Below are 19,120 nucleotides of genomic sequence, written 5' to 3' on the forward strand. Positions count from 1 at the left end.
TTCTGGGAAGCGGAAGTTTGGCTAGCTTAAAAGCTTTTGGGTAAGGTAGGTACATAAATAGTGGTTTTAGGCTGAGGGATGTACCCGGGTGGCGAAGGTGGGTACATGAGAGAGTGGTTTTAGGCCGAGATGTGTACCCAGAACGCGAAGGTGGGTACACGAGTGAGCGGTTTTCGGCTGAGATGTGTACCCAGAAAGAGAAGGTGGATACACGAGTGAGCGGTTTTAGGCCGAGGTGTGTACCCAGAAAGAGAAGGTGGATACACGAGTGAGCGGTTTTAGGCCGAGATGTGTACCCAGAAAGAGAAGGTGGGTACATGAGAGAGCGGTTTTAGGCCGAGATGTGTACCCAGAAAGAGAAGGTGGATACAYGAGTGAGCGGTTTTAGGCCGAGATGTGTACCCAGAAAGAGAAGGTGGATACACGAGTGAGCGGTTTTAGGCCGAGATGTGTACCCAGAARGAGAAGGTGGGTACATGAGAGAGAGGTTTTAGGCCGAGATGTGTACCCAGAARGAGAAGGTGGGTACATGAGAGAGAGGTTTTAGGCCGAGATGTGTACCCAGAACGCGAAGGTGGATACATGAGAGAGAGGTTTTAGGCCGAGATGTGTACCCAGAAAGAGAAGGTGGGTACATGAGAGAGTGATTTTAGGCTCAGATATGTATCCAGAAGGAGAGGGTGGGTACATGAGGTGGCGTTTTTAGGCTGAGATGTGTATCCAGAAGGAGAAGGTGGATACATGAGAGACGGGATTTTGTTTAAGATGTGTACTCAGAAGGAGAAGGTAGATACATGAGGTGACGTTTTTAGGCTGAGATGTGTATCCAGGAGGAGAAGGTGGGTACATGAGTGATGTGTTTTAAGTTGAGATGTGTATCCACAAGGCGGGCAGCCGAAGAGTATACTTCCGGGCAGCCTCCCCAAACCCATGACCATCCTGCAAGATAGAACTATTGAGTAAAGGAGGCCCAAAATGATATCACTTAGCATACTGGACTACTCTCCGATTGATGAAGGATCGGATGCTCATCAAGCTCTTTGGGAAACAACAGAGTTAGCGAAGCAAGCGGAATCACTTGGATATAAACGATTTTGGGTGTCTGAGCATCATATGGTTCACTCCGTGGCAGGCAGCAGTCCCGAAATGCTGATGATGCATTTGGCAGGGAGCACATCCCATATTCGAATCGGCTCGGGAGGAGTCATGCTGCCTCACTACAGCAGTTATAAGGCAGCGGAGAATTTTCGGGTGCTGGAAGCTCTTCACCCTAACAGGATTGATCTTGGTATCGGAAGGTCGCCGAGCTACCGGATGGTCAATCAAGCGTTGAATGAAGGGAAAACCAAGAGGCAGTCCTATGAGCAGCAAGTGGAGGACTTGAAAAAATATTTTACAGACAACACTAGGGATGAACACCGTTTTCAAACACTGGTCGCAGCGCCGGCCATATCAACTAAACCGGAAATGTGGATGCTCGGTACCGGAGAAAGAGGTGCCCGGGTGGCTGCGGTCCAGGGAACAGGGTATGTATTTGCCCACTTTGCCAAGCCGGGTATGAGCGGCGTGAAAATCGTTGAAGATTATCGTAAACACTTCGAGCCCTCTCCATTTTTAGACAAACCCAAAACAATCATTTCGCTGTTTGCTGTTGTCGGAGAAACAGAAGAAGAAGCTGAAGATCTGGCAAAAGCATTCGATCTGTGGCTGTATTTTGTGGAGTCGGAAAATCAGCCGCCTTATTACCCTTCCGTCGAGACAGCCAAAACACGGGGATTTACCTCTGAGGAAGAAGTCAAAGTGAAAAAGAACCGCAGCCGGATGCTCATTGGGACAGCGGAGACAGTCAGTAAAGAGATCAAGAGGATTGCCGAAGCTTTTGGTACGGACGAAATCATGGTCATCCCGAATGTATCACGAATTGAGAATCGAAAAAAGTCATAAAACTTCTCGCAGATGAACTTGCCAAGGGAGACGAATGACGTCAAATTCATCTATGACAATCGGTTGGGCCATGTAATTGCTGGTTTAACCATGCGCTCCTTGGGAAATCTAAAAGAAAGGCTTCTTTCTTAAAATATATTCGCTTGTCGTACAGTTCTTCGCCCTCATTCTAACGTAAGGTTGACTGGAGCGTAGTTCAGCTGCACTCCAGATAAAAAAATCTGTATGAATAGAGCAATAAGAAAAAGCCGCAAAACAGAAAGGGAGTGGGATCTTGGAATTTTCATTAAGTTTTATCATCAATATCATCATCGCCGTCTATTTATTCGTCGATGCCAGGAAACGCGGGAAGAACCCATGGCTTTGGGGGATTTTAGGACTGATTTTCGGTGCGATCGTACTGGGGATTTATTTTATCCAGACAGGCAGAAAAGGACTGGGATGGGTCATTGTCATTCTGTCCATCCTGTGGTTTATCCTCGCATTGGTATTAGGAATTGTCGGGGCTCTTTTCGGGCTGTTAGTTTAATGGAGAACACCAGTTGTTTAGGAGCAGCTGGTGTTTTTTTATTTTCTATAAAAATTTTATATCGAGAAGCAACACCATTTGCCCCGGCTGAAGATCCAAATTCCCGATGAAAACCCCCATTTATGGTTAAAATATAAAAAATAGTCTATTTATATAGGATAACAAGAATCGCAACTCGAAGGAGTGAAGGTGGATGTATAAGTATTCTGATGACAGCCTGGCTTTACATACAGACTTGTATCAAATCAATATGGCCAAAACTTATTGGGAAGATGGAATTCATGATAAGAAAGCGGTATTTGAATTGTTTTTCCGGAAGCTGCCTTTTGGTAACGGTTACGCAGTGTTCGCCGGCCTGGAGCGGGTCATCCGCTATATTGAAAACTTTCATTTCAGTGAATCGGATATTGAATTCCTGCGGGAGGAAGTTGGATACGAAGAGGAATTTTTACAGTATTTGAAGGAACTGCGCTTCACGGGAAGCGTCCGTTCGATGAAAGAAGGCGAGCTGGCATTCGGAAACGAGCCGATGATCAGGGTGGAAGCTCCACTGGCACAAGCACAGCTCTTGGAAACAGCCCTTCTCAATATTGTGAATTTCCAAACCTTGATTGCGACGAAAGCGGCAAGGATCAGGGAAGTCGTTCAAGATGAGGTCGTGATGGAGTTCGGTACAAGGCGGGCCCAGGAGATGGATGCCGCCATTTGGGGAACGAGGGCAGCATTCATTGGAGGCTTCAATGCGACAAGCAATGTCCGCGCCGGCAAGCTATTCGGTATTCCGGTAGCCGGGACTCATGCCCATTCAATGGTACAGGCCTATCGCGATGACTATACTTCTTTTAAAAAATACGCTGAATCCCACAAGGACTGTGTGTTCCTGGTTGATACCTATGATACGTTAAAATCAGGAGTGCCGGCCGCAATCCAGGTTGCGAAAGAGATGGGAGACCGGATCAATTTTAAAGGAATCCGCTTGGACAGCGGAGACATGGCTTACTTGTCAAAAAGAGCAAGGGTGATGCTGGATGAAGCGGGCTTCCATGATGCCGGTATCGTTGCCTCGAATGATCTTGACGAGTATACAATCATGAACTTGAAAGCCCAGGGCGCTAAGATCAATACCTGGGGAATTGGGACCAAACTCATTACCGGCTATGATCAGCCTGCACTTGGAGCGGTCTACAAGCTGGTGTCGATCGAGAACGAAAAAGGTGAAATGACCGATACAATGAAAATTTCCAGCAATGCCGAAAAAGTGTCAACCCCCGGATTGAAGAATGTCTACAGAATCATCAACAAAACGAGTGGCAAGTCAGAAGGAGATTACATCACTCTGGAAGAGGAAAAACCGCAGGAGCAGGACAGGATTAAAATGTTCCATCCTGTCCACACATTCATCAGCAAGTTTGTCACTAATTTTGAGGCAAAAGATCTTCATATCGATGTCTTCAAGGATGGACAGCTTGTCTACAAGCTGCCATCACTGCAGGAAATCCGGGCCTACTTAGAGGAAAGCATTGATCTCCTTTGGGATGAGTATAAGCGTCTCATGAACCCCGAGGATTATCCGGTGGACTTAAGTGAAAAGTGCTGGAACAACAAAATGCGCAATATCGAGGAAGTCAAACAGAAGGTCCAGGAATACCGGCACAGCGCCAAGTGCTAAGGTTCCATGTTTGTAGCCTCTCGTGCAAAGGTATTATAATAGTAGAATAGTTAAAAAAATCCTGTCAGGAGAGTGAAATCACAAGATGGATTCTTTGCAAAAACAAATTGTTGAAGAAATGAAAGTGCAGCCGGAAATCAATCCCAAAGAAGAAATCAGAAGAAGCGTAGACTTGATGAAAAATTATTTGAAAAAATATCCATTTCTGAAAAGCCTTGTGCTCGGAATTTCAGGAGGTCAGGATTCCACGCTTGTCGGAAAGCTGGCACAGCAAGCGGTGAATGAACTGAACGAAGAGAACAATACAGATGAATACCAATTTGTCGCTGTCCGCCTTCCTTATGGAAAACAAAATGACGAACAGGATGCCCTGGATGCGATCGAGTTTATCCAGCCGAGCAAATCCTACACCGTCAACATCAAAGGAGCCGTCGACGCAAGCGCAGCGGCAATGAAGGAAGCAGGAGTTCCGCTCTCTGACTTCACCAAAGGCAATGAAAAAGCAAGAGAACGCATGAAGGTGCAGTACAGCATGGCTGCCATGAGTAATGGTGTGGTTCTCGGGACGGATCACTCCGCCGAAGCGGTAACGGGCTTCTATACCAAACACGGTGACGGAGCTGCAGACCTTGTGCCGATTTTCCGCCTGAACAAGCGTCAGGGCCGAGCGCTTCTTATGGAACTAGGTGCCCCTGAGCATCTATACACTAAAATCCCAACAGCCGACCTCGAAGATGACCGCCCGCTTCTTGCTGACGAAGACGCATTGGGAGTAACCTATAACGAAATTGACGACTACCTCGAAGGCAAAGAAGTATCAGAACAAGCCGCCAACACGATCAGCGGCCACTTCCTCAAAACCAGGCACAAACGCGAACTGCCTATAAGCGTTTTTGATGATTGGTGGAAGGAATAGTTTAATTTTGAAGAGACCGGCTGGTGTACCTAGCCGGTCTTTTTGCTAGGTGAAGACCGGAGACTGCGGTTCATTGCGTGTTAATGCCCGCGCTAAAGGTGGACGCCCCGAAGGTTATTGTATAAAATTAACATATCTGAAGGGAAGGAATGATGCTGCTTGATCATGAAAGAGCGGAGTGTACCCCGAGAGCTGATAATATTAAGAGGTCTGCGGCCAAGGATGAATTTCAGCGAAAGTGAAGAAAGCTATTACCTTTACAAAGAAAAAGGATACGAAGGGGAAGTGAACTTCGATAAGTGGGCAGTGCCGCTGTCGGTATCGGAAAAAGTGATCTTCCTGAATGACGTAAATCTTAATCAAAACAATAACCATTTCCAAGTCGACTCATTCGGAATCTCCTCGGGCACCCTCCATCACTTCGAAGTCAAAAACCTCGAAGGCGACTACTCCATAGACAAAGGGAAATGGATTTCTCCATCAGGAAACCCTGTTAAAAACCCCCTAATTCAAGTTGATAAAACAGAAACCCTATTAAACCAACTAGTCAATAACCATAGTATCCCCCTCGCTGTAAAGTCTCACCTCATTTTAATCAATCCCGAATTCCACCTCTACAATGTCCCGTCCAATCTGCCCATCGTCTATCCAGCTCAAATGAACCGGTTTCGGAATAGCCTCCTGCACAACTCTTGGAAAATCAGAAATGCCGATATCCGTGCTGCCGAGAAACTATTAGCTCTCAATATTGGCGAGTCTCCCTATGATAGTGTGCCGAAGTACCGCTATGATGAGCTGCGCAAGGGAATGGTTTGTCGGGGGTGCGGGTAGTTTTATGCGGAGTTTAAAAGAGTTCTTTGCTGCGGGTTTTGCGGAGGAAAGGAGTGCAGTTCTGATGCTATATTGCGGAGTGTGGAGGAGTTTAGGTTTTTGTTTCCTGAAGTAAGGTTGACTACCGTCAAAATTCATGAATGGTGTGGCATTGTTAAAGATGAGAGAACTATCAGGATAGTGCTTCAGAAGAATTTTATTTATCAAAAGCATAGTCAGTGTTCTTATTATAGCTGAACGGAGAACTAGAGACTTAGAATCTTATAAATGATGAATACTCTGTTTTGCTCGAAAAGCCAAGTACATCAAAAGAGAAAATCCTCAAGATGATGTACCTCGCTCGAAAAGCGAAGTACATCAAACGGAAAAATCCTCAAGATGATGTACCTCGCTCGAAAAGCGAAGTACATCAAACGGAAAAATCCTCAAGATGATGTACCTCGCTCGGAAAGCGAAGTACATCAAACGGAAAAATCTTCAAGATGATGTACCTCGCTCGGAAAGCGAAGTACATCAAACGGAAAAATCCTCAAGATGATGTACCTCGCTCGAAAAGCGAAGTACATCAAACGGAAAAATCCTCAAGATGATGTACCTCGCTCGAAAAGCGAAGTACATCAAAGAATTTGTACCCGCGATCCTGTCTAGAACATCCCCAAAAAATTCCCAAACCCATCACCATTTCAAAATAATGTATTTTGTTATATAATTGTAACAGAAAATTCAGATTGTTAATCCGTCAGCACCCCATCAAAGAAGGGTCCCATAAAGTAGTCTAAACAAAGATTAATATCAAAGATTAGACAAAATACCTAAAGATTCTCTATATTATTAAAATATTCTGAAGGGTTTTCACTCCCTTCCCGAGAATGTAATAAGTAAATAGACAGGTATATGTCAGTCAGAGCCTCAGGAGGGAATAGAATGACGACAAACGTAATGAATCCAAAGTTACAGAATGTGATAGATAATATTGAGAAAGTGATGATCGGAAAGAGGACCGTCGCTGAACTGAGCCTAGTTGCGCTTTTGGCAAACGGTCACGTGCTTCTAGAAGATGTACCGGGTGTGGGGAAAACGATGATGGTCCGTGCTCTCGCGAAGTCGGTGGGAGCATCGTTCAAGCGGATCCAGTTTACCCCTGACCTGCTGCCATCAGATGTAATCGGTGTTTCGATTTATAATCCGAGAGACAGTGAGTTCCATTTCAGGCCGGGGCCGATCATGGGGAACATCATCCTTGCCGATGAGATCAACCGGACATCGCCAAAGACACAGTCCGCGCTGCTTGAGGGGATGGAAGAGCACAGTGTGACGATTGACGGGGTTACCCGTAAGCTTGATAAGCCGTTCTTCGTAATGGCGACACAGAACCCGATTGAGTATGAAGGTACATATCCTCTTCCGGAAGCGCAATTGGACCGTTTTCTTCTTAAGATGAAAATGGGTTATCCCGAGATGGAGGAAGAAATGGAGATTCTTCACCGTGCCCAGAAAAATCCGCCGATAGAGGATTTGGATGCGGTCATTTCGCTGGAAGAACTTCGCATGCTTCAGGAGGAAGTCAAAGAAATTATAGTCGATGATACGCTGAAAAAATATATCGTGGAAATTGCCCACAGAACAAGACTTCATGCCCAGGTGTATCTGGGAGCGAGCCCGCGTGGGTCAATTGCATTGATGAGGGCTTGCCAGGCGTATGCTTACTTGAAAAATAGGGATTATGTTATTCCGGATGATGTTCAGTATCTTGCTCCATTCGTGTTCTCTCACCGGATTATTTTGAAATCAGAAGCTAAATATGAAGGCATTACTGCTGAGGATGTAGTGGAACGTGTCATTGCACGGATTCCTGTGCCTGTTCAAAGGCTTGTGAGATAAATGAAGAAGAGATTACAGCTTTTAAAGGTGATAGGCAAGCTGCTGCTGCTCATTGTTTTATGGGCAGTGACACTTGTTTACGCATTGTTTCAAGGGGGGTTCGTCAGCTGGTTCCTGTTCTACAGCTTTGTTCCTTTTGCCTTGTTTTCCCTGATGGTTTCGATGTACCCGCTGTCCAATTTCGAAGTGGAACGTACGTTTAAATCAACAGATTTTAAAGCGGGGGAATCAATGGAAGTGTCACTCCATATCAGGAGGAGATTTCCGTTTCCATTATTTTATCTGGTTGCAGATGATATCGTATCTCCTTCGATTTTTTACAGATCTTCTTTTCAAAAAGCAAAATCCATCATATACCCTGGTTTCAGAAGGGAATTTCATTTGAAATACACCATAGATGAACTGCCCCGGGGAGAGCATCCTTTTTCGGCAGTCCGTTTGAAGACAGGTGATTTCTTTGGGATATTTGAAAAAGAGACAACGGTAACGTGTTCCAACACCCTTCTTGTGTATCCGTCGTTTGTGGATGTGATCTACCGCCCGATGGAAAGCCGGTATGATCAGGGAATGACTTCATCCAATGTGAAAATCCAGAAGGATACGACGATGGCGACGGGAATCAAGGAATATCAGCCCGGGGATCGTTTTTCATGGATTCATTGGAAATCCTTTGCCCGTACAAATGAGTTGATGACCAAAGAATTTGAAGAGAGGCAGTCACACGACGTGCTGGTGGTTCTGGACCGTGAATCTTCACAGGCTTTCGAACCCATGGTCACTTTTGCGGCTTCGATTTTAAAAGCGATTTTGCGAAAAGGTGCCCAGGCAGGACTGCTTTCTATTGGAGAAGACCATATTTCCTTCCCAATCAGAGGGGGAGAAGAGCATCAGCGCCAGCTTTATCATCATTTGGCCAAGGTGAAAGCAGACAGTAACTATGATCTTTCCAAGGTCCTTGAAGGAGAAGGGATCAATTATCAGCAATCTGCTGCAGTCATGTTCATTACCGGTTCCATTTCAAAAAAATTGATATCGACGGTGAGATCGTATGCCAAACGGAATTCGTCAGTAGTCATCTTTTTAATTAAGGAAAAAGGGGCATACCTCACAGATGAGGAAAAAGCCTTGAAAGCAATGGCTGCCGGAAGGGGTATTTGGCTGAAGGTTAGTTATGAAGGAGAATTTGATTCTGCGTTTTCGGAGGTGAAGAACGCATGAATAATGGAGCACAGCCCATGAAGTTCCAGCGGGTCCTTCTATATGGTCTCGCATTCATTTTATTATGGGAATGGTTACGGCCGCTGAATGAAGTTACGGATACAGGGAACATAGGATATTTCGTCGCATTCATCTTCCTGTCGATGGTCCTGTATTATTTCAATTTGAATAAAGTCCTGTCGTTTTCCATTAAAACGATTTTTATTTTGTTTTCGCTGTATCATCTATATTCAAAGGATACTTTCCTTCATCCTGCAGAAGCAATGATAAGAGAACTTTGGGACAATATTGGATTAACAATAGGCAGGGAATGGTCAATGCTATCGGATATGTACCGCAGCCTCTTGTTTTTCATTCTGCTGTGGCTGATGACGTATTTGATTCATTATTGGTTGTCGGTTAGAAAAAGCATGCTTTTGTTCTATATCATGACAATCATCTATATCAGTTTACTCGATACTTTTACATCGTTTGACGCGAAAGGCGCGATCATCCGTGTCATTATTCTCGGATTCCTGCTTCTCGGAATGCTGGCCCTTCTTCGCTTGAAGGACCAGGAGAGCCTGCGGGGTTCGAGGCTGGGTGCAGGAAGCTGGATGATTCCGCTGGTAATTATGATCGGGGCAAGTTCGGTGCTGGCTTTTGCAGGACCGAAGATTGATCCTGTCTGGCCGGATCCGGTTCCTTACCTGAAGGCATTTGCTGATGATAATGACGGTGTCGGGAGTGGTGTTTCCAAGCTCGGTTATGGAACAGATGACAGCCGCCTTGGCGGTCCGTTCAGGGGTGACCCGAAGACGGTGTTCGATGCGGATGTCGTCAGGGAACACTACTGGAGAATCGAGAGTAAGGATATCTATACCGGCCAAGGCTGGGAGCGAACAGGTACTGAGGAGTCAGAAGAGAGTGTCACGTTCGCTTCGGGGGAAGAAGTGCCGCTCTATTTAACTGAACCTGACCCGGAAAGGGAGCCTGATTCAGAAGTATTAAAAGTCAGGGAACCCTATTCCCACGTGGTCTATCCGTATGGAGTCAGTTCTTTTCAAGGAAATGAAGAGGGGACATTCTCCATCAGTGAGGATACTACAAAAATCACAACTCTGAGAGATCAGGAAAAAGTGAAGCTTGAAGAATACAGTGTTCACTACCGCAATCCTGTTTACTCTTTGAAAGGGTTGGAATCTGTTTCGGAGGATTCGTTCTCTGAAGAAACACAGCCATTTCTTGAAAAATATACCCAGCTGCCGGAAGAACTGCCGGAGAGGGTAAGGGAACTGGCGGAAACCATCACGGCAGATGAGGAAAACTGGTATCAAAAAGTGAGAGCGATCGAAGGGTATTTCAGTGAGGAAGGCTTCGTGTATGAACAGACGGAAGTCCCTGTCCCTGAAGAAGGGCAGGACTATGTCGATCAGTTCTTGTTTGAAACACAGATGGGATACTGTGATAACTACTCCACTTCAATGGTAGTGCTTGTCCGTTCGCTGGGTATTCCTGCGAGATGGGTAAAAGGGTACACCGAAGGGGAGTATCAAAGGACGATCGATACCCAATATAAAACGTATAAAGTGACTAACAACAATGCCCATTCCTGGGTAGAAGTGTATTTCCCTGGAGAAGGCTGGGTCCAGTTCGAGCCTACTGTCGGTTTTACCGGAAGCACGATCGTAAACTATGATTATGAACTTCCTGAAACGGATGAAACAGCGGTAGTGCCTGCACCGGAACCTGAGACACCTGAGAAGGATATGACACCGGAAGATGAAGAGGCTTCCGGCAGCAATTCATCAAGCTTTTCCCTCGCTGGTTTGTGGGAGGATACTGTGAACAACGTTAAGGATCATTGGGAAAAAATCCTGCTGGTTATCCTTGCGATTACTATAATCGGTTATGGGGTTTTCCTGGTGAGAAGGCGCTGGCTGCCTTACCTCCTCATTCCATATTATAAGTTCAAAAAGGATGAAGACACCTTCCCGAAAGCATACCTGGCGCTGCTGGATCAGTTGAAGCGCTATGGGCTGAAAATGGATGAAGGGCAGACACTCAGAACTTATTCGCAATATGTGGATTCTTTCTTTGGCAGCAGGGAGATGACATCCCTCACTGACAAATATGAACGAACACTTTACGGTCAAAAGCTTACGGAGCATGATTGGAATCAGCTTCGGGAATTGTGGGAAAATTTAATTAAAAGGACAACAGGTTGACCATCGCTCCTTCCCGTTATAAAATGATGTCGAAATGTAAAATAAATACGGTTTGCAAACCTTCATATATCCTCGAAGATATGGTTCGAAAGTCTCTACCGGGTCACCGTAAATGATCTGACTATGAAGGCAGTATTCATTTTGATGTGATATAAGCGTGAGGGATCAAAACCAGAATTCTGCCTTTATATAAGGCTGGATTCTGGTTTTTTTTCGGGTGGATCCGTTTTGAGGATTCGGTTAGGATAGCTGAAGACGGCTTTGGCGCTAGGGGCCTTTTATTGAATTAACCAAAAGGGCGCCTGTGCTGTTAACTCTTTTGGGCAAAATAGTGTAATAAATAAACGAAATAACTCTATGAGGTGAACAGGATGACGGGAAAAGCGGAATTGCATAATCAGGAAATGATTGTCGTTTTGGATTTCGGCAGTCAGTATAATCAGTTGATCACGAGAAGGATTCGTGAGTTTGGTGTGTATAGTGAACTTCACCCTCACACGATTACAGTGGAAGAAATTAAAGAGATGAATCCAAGCGGAATCATCTTCTCGGGCGGTCCTAATAGTGTTTACGGAGAGGATGCTTTCCGTTGTGACGAAAGGATCTTTGATTTGGAAGTCCCGATTTTGGGAATCTGCTACGGCATGCAGTTAATGACAATGCACTTTGGCGGGAAAGTGGAGAGAGCCAAGCACCGTGAATATGGAAAAGCCAAGCTGACTGTAGAGCACTCTTCAAAATTGTTCGGCAGCCTGCCTGAGGAGCAGATCGTCTGGATGAGCCACGGCGATCTGGTTGTGGAAGCTCCTGAAGGTTTTACAGTGGATGGGACAAACCCGTCTTGTCCGATTGCGTCAATGAGCGATGAAGCCAGAGGCTTATACGCTGTTCAGTTCCATCCGGAAGTCCGTCATTCTCAATACGGAAATGACCTGCTGAAGAATTTTGTCTTTGATATTTGCGGATGTACAGATGATTGGTCCATGGAGAACTTTATTGAAATTGAAATGGAGAAAATCCGCCAGACAGTCGGAGATAAAAAAGTCCTTTGTGCCCTTAGCGGCGGGGTAGATTCTTCTGTAGTAGCGGTATTGATCCATAAAGCAATCGGTGATCAGCTGACATGTATCTTTGTTGATCATGGATTGTTGAGGAAGGATGAAGCAGAAGGTGTCATGAAGACATTCTCTGAAGGCTTCAATATGAATGTGATCAAAGTGGATGCGAAGGAACGCTTCATGAATAAATTGAAAGGTGTTTCTGATCCTGAGCAGAAGCGCAAGATTATCGGAAATGAATTTATTTATGTTTTCGATGATGAAGCCACAAAGCTCGAAGGAATTGATTACCTGGCTCAAGGAACGCTCTATACAGACATCATTGAGAGCGGAACCGCGACTGCGCAGACAATCAAGTCTCACCATAATGTCGGCGGCCTTCCGGAAGATATGCAGTTCCAGCTGATCGAACCTTTGAATACCCTTTTCAAGGATGAGGTTCGTGCGCTTGGCAGTGAAATGGGAATCCCTGATGAAATCGTTTGGCGCCAGCCTTTCCCGGGACCAGGCCTTGGCATTCGCGTGCTGGGTGAGATTTCCGAAGAGAAGCTTGAAATTGTGAGAGAGTCCGATCATATCCTTCGTGAAGAGATCAAAAAAGCCGGTCTTGACCGTGATATTTGGCAGTACTTCACTGTTCTGCCAGATATCCGCAGCGTCGGTGTCATGGGAGATGCCCGCACATATGACTACACAATCGGCATCAGAGCAGTTACATCGATCGATGGAATGACATCGGACTGGGCAAGGATTCCTTGGGATGTACTTGAGTTGATCTCCACAAGGATTGTCAATGAAGTCGATCACATCAACCGGGTGGTTTATGATATTACGAGCAAGCCGCCAGCAACGATTGAGTGGGAATAAAAACCTTTTTTACGAACGTTAATAAAAAATCATATAAAAATGTTCGTGTTTCGTATTGACTAGTACGGTTCTGATTGTTACAATAACAATGAACTTAATTAGATAACTAACATTACGTCGTATAATTTTGGGGATAAGGCCCAGCAGTTTCTACCGAGCTACCGTAAATGGCTTGACTACGAGGTGATGGTTTGTGAAGACTAGTCTATGATTCATGCTATCATTTATTCTTTGAAACTAGTTTTTCTTACCATACCAGTATGTCATGCCCTGAACGACGGTCGTTCAGGGCATTTTTCTGTCCAGGCGGATCACCTTAACTGAAAACGGCGGGAATTTTAGAGGAGGTAAGGAAAATGAAAAAGTTTTTCCAATTTGATCAGCTTGGCACCACCTACAGCCGTGAATTTATAGGCGGATTAACAACATTCTTATCGATGGCCTATATCCTGGTCGTCAACCCGATCACGCTGTCTTTACAATCTGTACCGGATCTGCCGGACAGCATGAGAATGGATTATGGAGCGGTATTCGTCGCAACAGCTTTGGCGGCGGCAATCGGTTCTCTCATTATGGGACTGATAGCCAAATACCCGATTGCTCTGGCGCCGGGTATGGGACTGAACGCATTCTTCGCATACACTGTCGTGTTAACGATGGGCATTACTTGGCAAGCGGCTTTGACAGGCGTTTTGATCTCAGGGTTAATCTTCATTGTCTTAACATTGACTGGTCTCCGGGAAAAAATCATTAATTCTATACCTGCAGAATTGAAGTTCGCGGTTGGAGCAGGTATTGGACTTTTCATTACCTTTGTTGGGTTTCAAAATGCAGGAATCATCACGAATAATGATGCTACACTCGTGGGTCTTGGTGATTTGACGAACGGAAATACGCTTCTGGCTGTGTTTGGTATCTTCATTACGGTCATTCTGATGACAAGAGGAACCAAGGGCGGGATTTTCTTCGGAATGGTCGCAACGGCAATCGTCGGAATGATTTTTGGACTCATCGAACTTCCGAATCAGGTTGTTGGTGCAATCCCAAGTCTTGAGCCGACTTTCGGGGCTGCTCTCGATCCGCTTTTCAATGACATATCAAGTGTTTTCACCATTCAAATGCTGGTTGTTGTATTAACATTTTTATTCGTTGACTTCTTTGACACAGCCGGGACTCTTGTGGCAGTAGCGAATCAGGCTAACTTGATGAAGGACAACAAACTTCCAAGAGCGGGCAAGGCTCTTTTTGCAGATTCATGCGCGACGGTTGTCGGAGCGGTATTAGGTACTTCAACAACAACTTCTTACATTGAATCTTCTGCAGGGGTTGCAGCAGGAGCAAGATCAGGATTTGCTTCTGTAGTGACAGCCGGATTCTTCCTGCTTTCCCTGTTCTTCTTCCCGCTGCTTGAAGTCATCACCTCACCGGTAACAGCGCCGGCATTAATCATAGTTGGTGTGCTGATGGTATCTGCTATTGGGAAAATTGACTGGAACAAATTCGAAATCGCCGTACCTGCTTTCTTGACGGTTATCGCGATGCCGCTCACGTACAGTATCGCAACAGGAATTGCGGTCGGGTTCATCTTCTATCCAATCACGATGCTTATGAAGGGCCGTGGAAAAGAGATTCACCCGATTATGTACCTTCTGTTTGCCATCTTCGTACTATATTTCATATTCTTAGTTTAATCTCACGGCAGCTTCTCTTTTGGAGGGGCTGTTTTTTTATTGTTAAGAAATGATTGAATTAATCTTGGGTGACAAGGCTGATCAAGGCGCTTTCGCTTTTAATCCGTCCAGCTCCAGCGCCTAGCCCCTCGGGGTCAAATGTTCCAAAGAGAATAAAGGAAAGCCCGCCTTTTTTCTCTTTGGAACATTTGCCTGTCGGGGCTGATCAAGGCGCTTCCGCTTTTGTTGCGTCCAGCTCCAGCGCCTAGCCCCTCGGGGTTAAATAACCCAAAGAGAATAAAAGGGAAGCCCGCCTTTTTTTCTCTTTGGAACATTTGCCTGTCGGGGCTGATCAAGGCGCTTTCGCTTTTGTGAACTACAATGATTGAAAAGAGAGAGCGCTTTCGTTAGAATCAATAAGATACTAGAGTCTAACCTGAAAAAGAGGGAAAACGTGCATGGTTCATATAGAAGTGAAAAAAGTACTTAACAATAATGTCCTGATTGCCAAGCATGAAAACTATGAGGAAGTCGTGTTGATAGGGAAAGGGATCGGTTTCACGGCGAAAAAGGGAGATCTTATTGAAAATGAAATCGTCGAGAAGATGTTTGTTTTAAAAGGAGAGAAAGAGCAGGAGCAGTACAAGTTGCTGCTGCCGTATCTGGAGGAAGATATGCTGGATACCATCATCTCTGCTATAGAACTGATTAGAAACAGAACTAACTCCTTTCTTAATGAACATATTCACGTCGCTCTGACAGATCATATCTTGTTTGCGATGAACCGGCTGATGAAAGGCATGGCGATACGCAATCCTTTCCTGATGGAAACCAAAGCCCTTTACCCGTTTGAATATGAGGTGGCCAAAGATGTTGTCACTCTTTTAAATGAAGAAACCAACGTTGAACTCCCAGAAGGTGAAATTGGGTTCATTGCCCTGCATATTCACAGCGCAATGATGAACAAGGATTTGTCGCAGGTCAATCGGCATTCTCAACTGATAGGAACATTGACTTCAATGATTGAAGGAACCCTTCAGGTTGGAATTGATAAGGAGAGCGTTCCCTATATGCGGCTTGTCCGACACCTTCGTTACACCATCGAGCGGGTTTTGAGGCAGGAACGTGTACAGGAACCAGAAAAAATAGCATTATTATTGAAAGAAGAATATCCAGTGTGCTATAATCTATCATGGAAATTAATCAAGATAATGCAGCAAACACTAAAAAAACCAGTGGACGATGCGGAAGCGGTCTATCTGACGATGCATCTGCAGCGGATACAGAATAAAGTTAAATAATGAACTTATCTCTTCACGTGTTACTGATACGATCAGGCATGAGTAAAGAAGATAATTGATTTGTGTATTTTGGGGTAATCTATCTCTATACACGATCAGTTTCTCTTTTGCTCATGCCTTTTTTGTGTTTGCCGCTATTATTTTGTCCATTAAAAACAATTTTGGGAGGTTATTACTTTGTTTAAAAAAGCATTCGGTGTTTTGCAAAAAGTAGGTAAAGCGTTAATGCTGCCAGTAGCGATTCTTCCTGCAGCCGGTATTTTACTGGCCCTTGGATCGGCACTTGAAAACCCGACGCTGCTCGACATCGCCCCTTTCCTTGAAACAGGATGGGTGGCCAATGTTGCAGCTGTCATGAAGCAGGCTGGCGGAATTATCTTTGATAATCTCGCGCTCCTTTTTGCAGTTGGTGTTGCCATTGGCCTCGCCGGTGGTGAAGGAGTTGCCGGGCTTGCAGCCATAGTGGGGTATTTAATCATGAATGCCACAATGGGTGCTGCCCTGGGCATTACAGCAGAAGAAGTCGCAGATAATACGGCATACGCAAGTGTGTTGGGAATCCCGACTCTGCAGACAGGAGTATTTGGCGGTATAATCATCGGTATTCTGTCAGCCTATATGTACAATCGCTTCTTTAATATAGAATTGGCGTCGTACTTAGGGTTCTTTGCAGGTAAACGATTTGTGCCGATAGCAACAGCCGCATCAGCCGTAATTGTTGGTTTATTGATGCTGATAGTGTGGCCGCCTGTACAGTCAGGATTGAATACATTCTCCAATTTTATGCTGAATGAAAATAGAACATTTGCAGCATTAATCTTCGGGATTGTGGAACGATCATTGATCCCGTTCGGTCTGCATCATATTTTCTATTCACCATTCTGGTTCGAATTCGGTTCATATACTACGGAAGCAGGAAATGTTGTCCGTGGTGACCAGGCAATCTTTATGAAACAAATCCAGGATAACGTCCAGGAATTGACTGCTGGAACGTTCATGACGGGTAAATATCCATTCATGATGTTCGGACTTCCTGCAGCAGCGCTCGCTATCTACCATGAGGCACGACCTGAAAGAAAGAAAATTGTTGCAGGGATCATGGGGTCTGCTGCTCTGACTTCTTTCCTTACAGGTATTACAGAACCACTTGAGTTCTCATTCCTATTCGTAGCTCCGGTTCTTTTCGGGATCCATGCGGTCTTTGCCGGACTTTCGTTTATGACTATGCATCTGCTTGATGTAAAAATCGGTATGACCTTCTCTGGGGGATTGATCGATTACATCTTATTCGGTGTTATCAATCCACAGACAAACTGGTGGCTTGTCATTCCAGTAGGGTTGGTATTCGCGGTCATCTATTACTTCGGGTTCCGATTCGCCATCCGCAAATTCAACCTGGCTACTCCAGGCCGTGAAGAAGAAGAAGAAGAAGAAGAGGACGGAACGCCTTCAACAGGTTCCGACCTGGCGAACGATGTACTAGGAGCACTGGGCGGAAAAGAGAACATCGCTCACCTTGATGCATGTATCACCCGTCTTCGTGTATCAGTAAATGATGAGAAGCAAGTTGATAAAAACAGGTTGAAGAAATTAGGAGCCTCAGGAGTGCTTGAAGTAGGAAACAGCATCCAAGCGATTTTCGGTCCTAAGTCAGATACCCTGAAATCACAAATCAAAGATATCATGATGGGCAAAACTCCTCGCAAAGCAGAAACAAACGCTGATGAGGAAGTCGAGCAGCAAATTGAAGAAGTCAATCCTGATGCTCTTCAAAATGAGGAAGACTTTGCAGATGAAAAGTTTGTTTCTCCTATCACAGGGGAAATCAAAGATCTTTCTGAAGTACCTGACCAGGTCTTCTCGCAAAAAATGATGGGAGATGGATTTGCCGTTCTGCCAACTGATGGCCTAATCGTATCTCCAGTGGACGGTAAAGTAGTTAATGTCTTCCCGACGAAGCATGCAATCGGCCTTGAGTCCAAAGGTGGAAAAGAAGTGCTGATCCATGTCGGTATTGATACAGTAAAATTAGAAGGAAAAGGATTTGAGTCTCTGATAAAAGAAGGAGACAAAGTCGAAGCAGGTCAGCCGCTATTGAAAGTGGATCTGGACTACATCCGAGACAATGCTCCTTCTATTATTACGCCGATCATCTTTACAAACCTGAAAGAGGGCAAGACCGTAAGGATTGAAAAAGAAGGTAAGATAAACGCTAAAGACGAGAATATCATCTCTATTGATTAGGGAAAGAGAAAACCGGATCCTTTTAAAGGGTCCGGTTTTTTTGTGTGTAATTATGGAATAAATGAGGGGTAGAATAAATTTAATAAAGGCTGTTGACTCATTTATAAATACTTGTTATACTGTTTAGACCGTCGCGGGAAACACAGCGGCTTAAGCAGCTCTTAAAAAGTTAAAATAACTTGTTGACAGAGTATGTGGGTGATGATAAGATATAAAAGTTGCTTCAAACAGAGCAACGAAAAATGAATTTCGCAGAAGTTGACAATGACGAAACGTCATGGTATGATAGACTTCTGGTCGATTGAACCTTGAAAACTGAACAAAACAAACAAAACGTCAACGTAAATCTAGTAGGAACATGTTTCTTACAAAGTTGCTAACACTTTGAAAATTAGCAAATGAGCAAGTCAAACTTCTTTCGGAGAGTTTGATCCTGGCTCAGGACGAACGCTGGCGGCGTGCCTAATACATGCAAGTCGAGCGGATTGATGGGAGCTTGCTCCCTTAAATCAGCGGCGGACGGGTGAGTAACACGTGGGTAACCTGCCTGTAAGACTGGGATAACTCCGGGAAACCGGGGCTAATACCGGATAGTTCTTTTCCTCGCATGAGGAAAAGTGGAAAGGCGGCTTCGGCTGCCACTTACAGATGGACCCGCGGCGCATTAGCTAGTTGGTGAGGTAACGGCTCACCAAGGCAACGATGCGTAGCCGACCTGAGAGGGTGATCGGCCACACTGGGACTGAGACACGGCCCAGACTCCTACGGGAGGCAGCAGTAGGGAA

13 protein-coding genes, 1 rRNA gene and 2 riboswitches are annotated in these 19,120 nt (G+C 45.1%); of the genes, 13 read left to right on the top strand and 1 reads right to left on the bottom strand.

Going from position 1 to position 19,120, the window contains the following annotated elements; genetic code table 11:
• Positions 1-975: 975 nt before the first annotated feature.
• The 10 genes from FZC78_RS22115 to FZC78_RS22160 all read left to right on the top strand — a co-directional run bounded on the left by FZC78_RS22115 (position 976) and on the right by FZC78_RS22160 (position 14,811).
• Positions 976-1,944, top strand: coding sequence for an LLM class flavin-dependent oxidoreductase (locus FZC78_RS22115; RefSeq protein WP_148942243.1), 969 nt, complete (start codon positions 976-978; stop codon positions 1,942-1,944).
• A gap of 274 nt (positions 1,945-2,218) precedes the next feature.
• Positions 2,219-2,473 (top strand): hypothetical protein, encoded by a 255-nt coding sequence (locus FZC78_RS22120; protein ID WP_148942244.1) that lies wholly within the window; start codon positions 2,219-2,221, stop codon positions 2,471-2,473.
• A 193-nt stretch (positions 2,474-2,666) separates the two neighbouring features.
• Positions 2,667-4,142, top strand: coding sequence for a nicotinate phosphoribosyltransferase (locus tag FZC78_RS22125; RefSeq protein WP_148942245.1), 1,476 nt, complete (start codon positions 2,667-2,669; stop codon positions 4,140-4,142).
• 85 nt (positions 4,143-4,227) lie between these two features.
• Positions 4,228-5,058, top strand: coding sequence for an ammonia-dependent NAD(+) synthetase (gene nadE, locus FZC78_RS22130; RefSeq protein ID WP_148942246.1), 831 nt, complete (start codon positions 4,228-4,230; stop codon positions 5,056-5,058).
• Positions 5,059-5,280: 222 nt separating this feature from the next.
• Positions 5,281-5,889: a nuclease-related domain-containing protein gene (locus FZC78_RS22135; protein WP_252183708.1), complete on the top strand. Its 609-nt coding sequence runs from the start codon at positions 5,281-5,283 to the stop codon at positions 5,887-5,889.
• 924 nt (positions 5,890-6,813) lie between these two features.
• Positions 6,814-7,770 carry an AAA family ATPase gene (locus FZC78_RS22140; RefSeq protein ID WP_148942247.1) on the top strand — a complete coding sequence of 319 codons (957 nt, stop codon included), beginning with the start codon at positions 6,814-6,816 and terminating at the stop codon, positions 7,768-7,770.
• Positions 7,771-8,988: a DUF58 domain-containing protein gene (locus FZC78_RS22145; protein ID WP_148942248.1), complete on the top strand. Its 1,218-nt coding sequence runs from the start codon at positions 7,771-7,773 to the stop codon at positions 8,986-8,988.
• Positions 8,985-11,195 carry a transglutaminaseTgpA domain-containing protein gene (locus FZC78_RS22150; protein ID WP_148942249.1) on the top strand — a complete coding sequence of 737 codons (2,211 nt, stop codon included), beginning with the start codon at positions 8,985-8,987 and terminating at the stop codon, positions 11,193-11,195. Before FZC78_RS22145 ends, FZC78_RS22150 begins: the two co-directional genes overlap by 4 nt.
• Before the next feature lie 42 nt (positions 11,196-11,237).
• A riboswitch (purine riboswitch) is annotated at positions 11,238-11,339 on the top strand.
• A 227-nt stretch (positions 11,340-11,566) separates the two neighbouring features.
• Positions 11,567-13,120, top strand: coding sequence for a glutamine-hydrolyzing GMP synthase (gene guaA / locus FZC78_RS22155; RefSeq protein ID WP_148942250.1), 1,554 nt, complete (start codon positions 11,567-11,569; stop codon positions 13,118-13,120).
• A gap of 97 nt (positions 13,121-13,217) precedes the next feature.
• Positions 13,218-13,319: riboswitch (purine riboswitch) on the top strand.
• A 157-nt stretch (positions 13,320-13,476) separates the two neighbouring features.
• Positions 13,477-14,811, top strand: coding sequence for an NCS2 family permease (locus FZC78_RS22160; RefSeq protein ID WP_148942251.1), 1,335 nt, complete (start codon positions 13,477-13,479; stop codon positions 14,809-14,811).
• Positions 14,812-14,945: 134 nt separating this feature from the next.
• On the opposite strand, the gene FZC78_RS24440 is transcribed toward FZC78_RS22160, so the two are convergent.
• Positions 14,946-15,146 carry a hypothetical protein gene (locus tag FZC78_RS24440; RefSeq protein ID WP_252183709.1) on the bottom strand — a complete coding sequence of 67 codons (201 nt, stop codon included), beginning with the start codon at positions 15,144-15,146 and terminating at the stop codon, positions 14,946-14,948.
• Positions 15,147-15,248: 102 nt separating this feature from the next.
• Between FZC78_RS24440 and glcT the strand changes: the two genes are divergently transcribed.
• The 3 genes from glcT to FZC78_RS22180 all read left to right on the top strand — a co-directional run.
• Positions 15,249-16,091 (top strand): glucose PTS transporter transcription antiterminator GlcT, encoded by an 843-nt coding sequence (gene glcT / locus FZC78_RS22170; protein WP_148942252.1) that lies wholly within the window; start codon positions 15,249-15,251, stop codon positions 16,089-16,091.
• A gap of 177 nt (positions 16,092-16,268) precedes the next feature.
• Entirely contained in the window at positions 16,269-18,335 is a 2,067-nt protein-coding gene (gene ptsG, locus FZC78_RS22175; RefSeq protein ID WP_148942253.1) for a glucose-specific PTS transporter subunit IIBC, read from the top strand.
• A gap of 415 nt (positions 18,336-18,750) precedes the next feature.
• Positions 18,751-19,120, top strand: a 16S ribosomal RNA gene (locus FZC78_RS22180); the annotation flags it as partial.

Origin of the sequence: Rossellomorea vietnamensis, from assembly GCF_008180415.1 — a bacterium.
Lineage (GTDB): Bacteria > Bacillota > Bacilli > Bacillales > Bacillaceae_B > Rossellomorea > Rossellomorea vietnamensis_C.

Coding starts and splice junctions, on each gene's coding strand:
- FZC78_RS22115 (WP_148942243.1), top strand. CDS start 976: ATGATATCACTTAGCATACTGGACTACTCTCCGATTGATGAAGGATCG.
- FZC78_RS22125 (WP_148942245.1), top strand. CDS start 2,667: ATGTATAAGTATTCTGATGACAGCCTGGCTTTACATACAGACTTGTAT.
- nadE (WP_148942246.1), top strand. CDS start 4,228: ATGGATTCTTTGCAAAAACAAATTGTTGAAGAAATGAAAGTGCAGCCG.
- FZC78_RS22135 (WP_252183708.1), top strand. CDS start 5,281: ATGAATTTCAGCGAAAGTGAAGAAAGCTATTACCTTTACAAAGAAAAA.
- FZC78_RS22140 (WP_148942247.1), top strand. CDS start 6,814: ATGACGACAAACGTAATGAATCCAAAGTTACAGAATGTGATAGATAAT.
- FZC78_RS22145 (WP_148942248.1), top strand. CDS start 7,771: ATGAAGAAGAGATTACAGCTTTTAAAGGTGATAGGCAAGCTGCTGCTG.
- FZC78_RS22150 (WP_148942249.1), top strand. CDS start 8,985: ATGAATAATGGAGCACAGCCCATGAAGTTCCAGCGGGTCCTTCTATAT.
- guaA (WP_148942250.1), top strand. CDS start 11,567: ATGACGGGAAAAGCGGAATTGCATAATCAGGAAATGATTGTCGTTTTG.
- FZC78_RS22160 (WP_148942251.1), top strand. CDS start 13,477: ATGAAAAAGTTTTTCCAATTTGATCAGCTTGGCACCACCTACAGCCGT.
- glcT (WP_148942252.1), top strand. CDS start 15,249: ATGGTTCATATAGAAGTGAAAAAAGTACTTAACAATAATGTCCTGATT.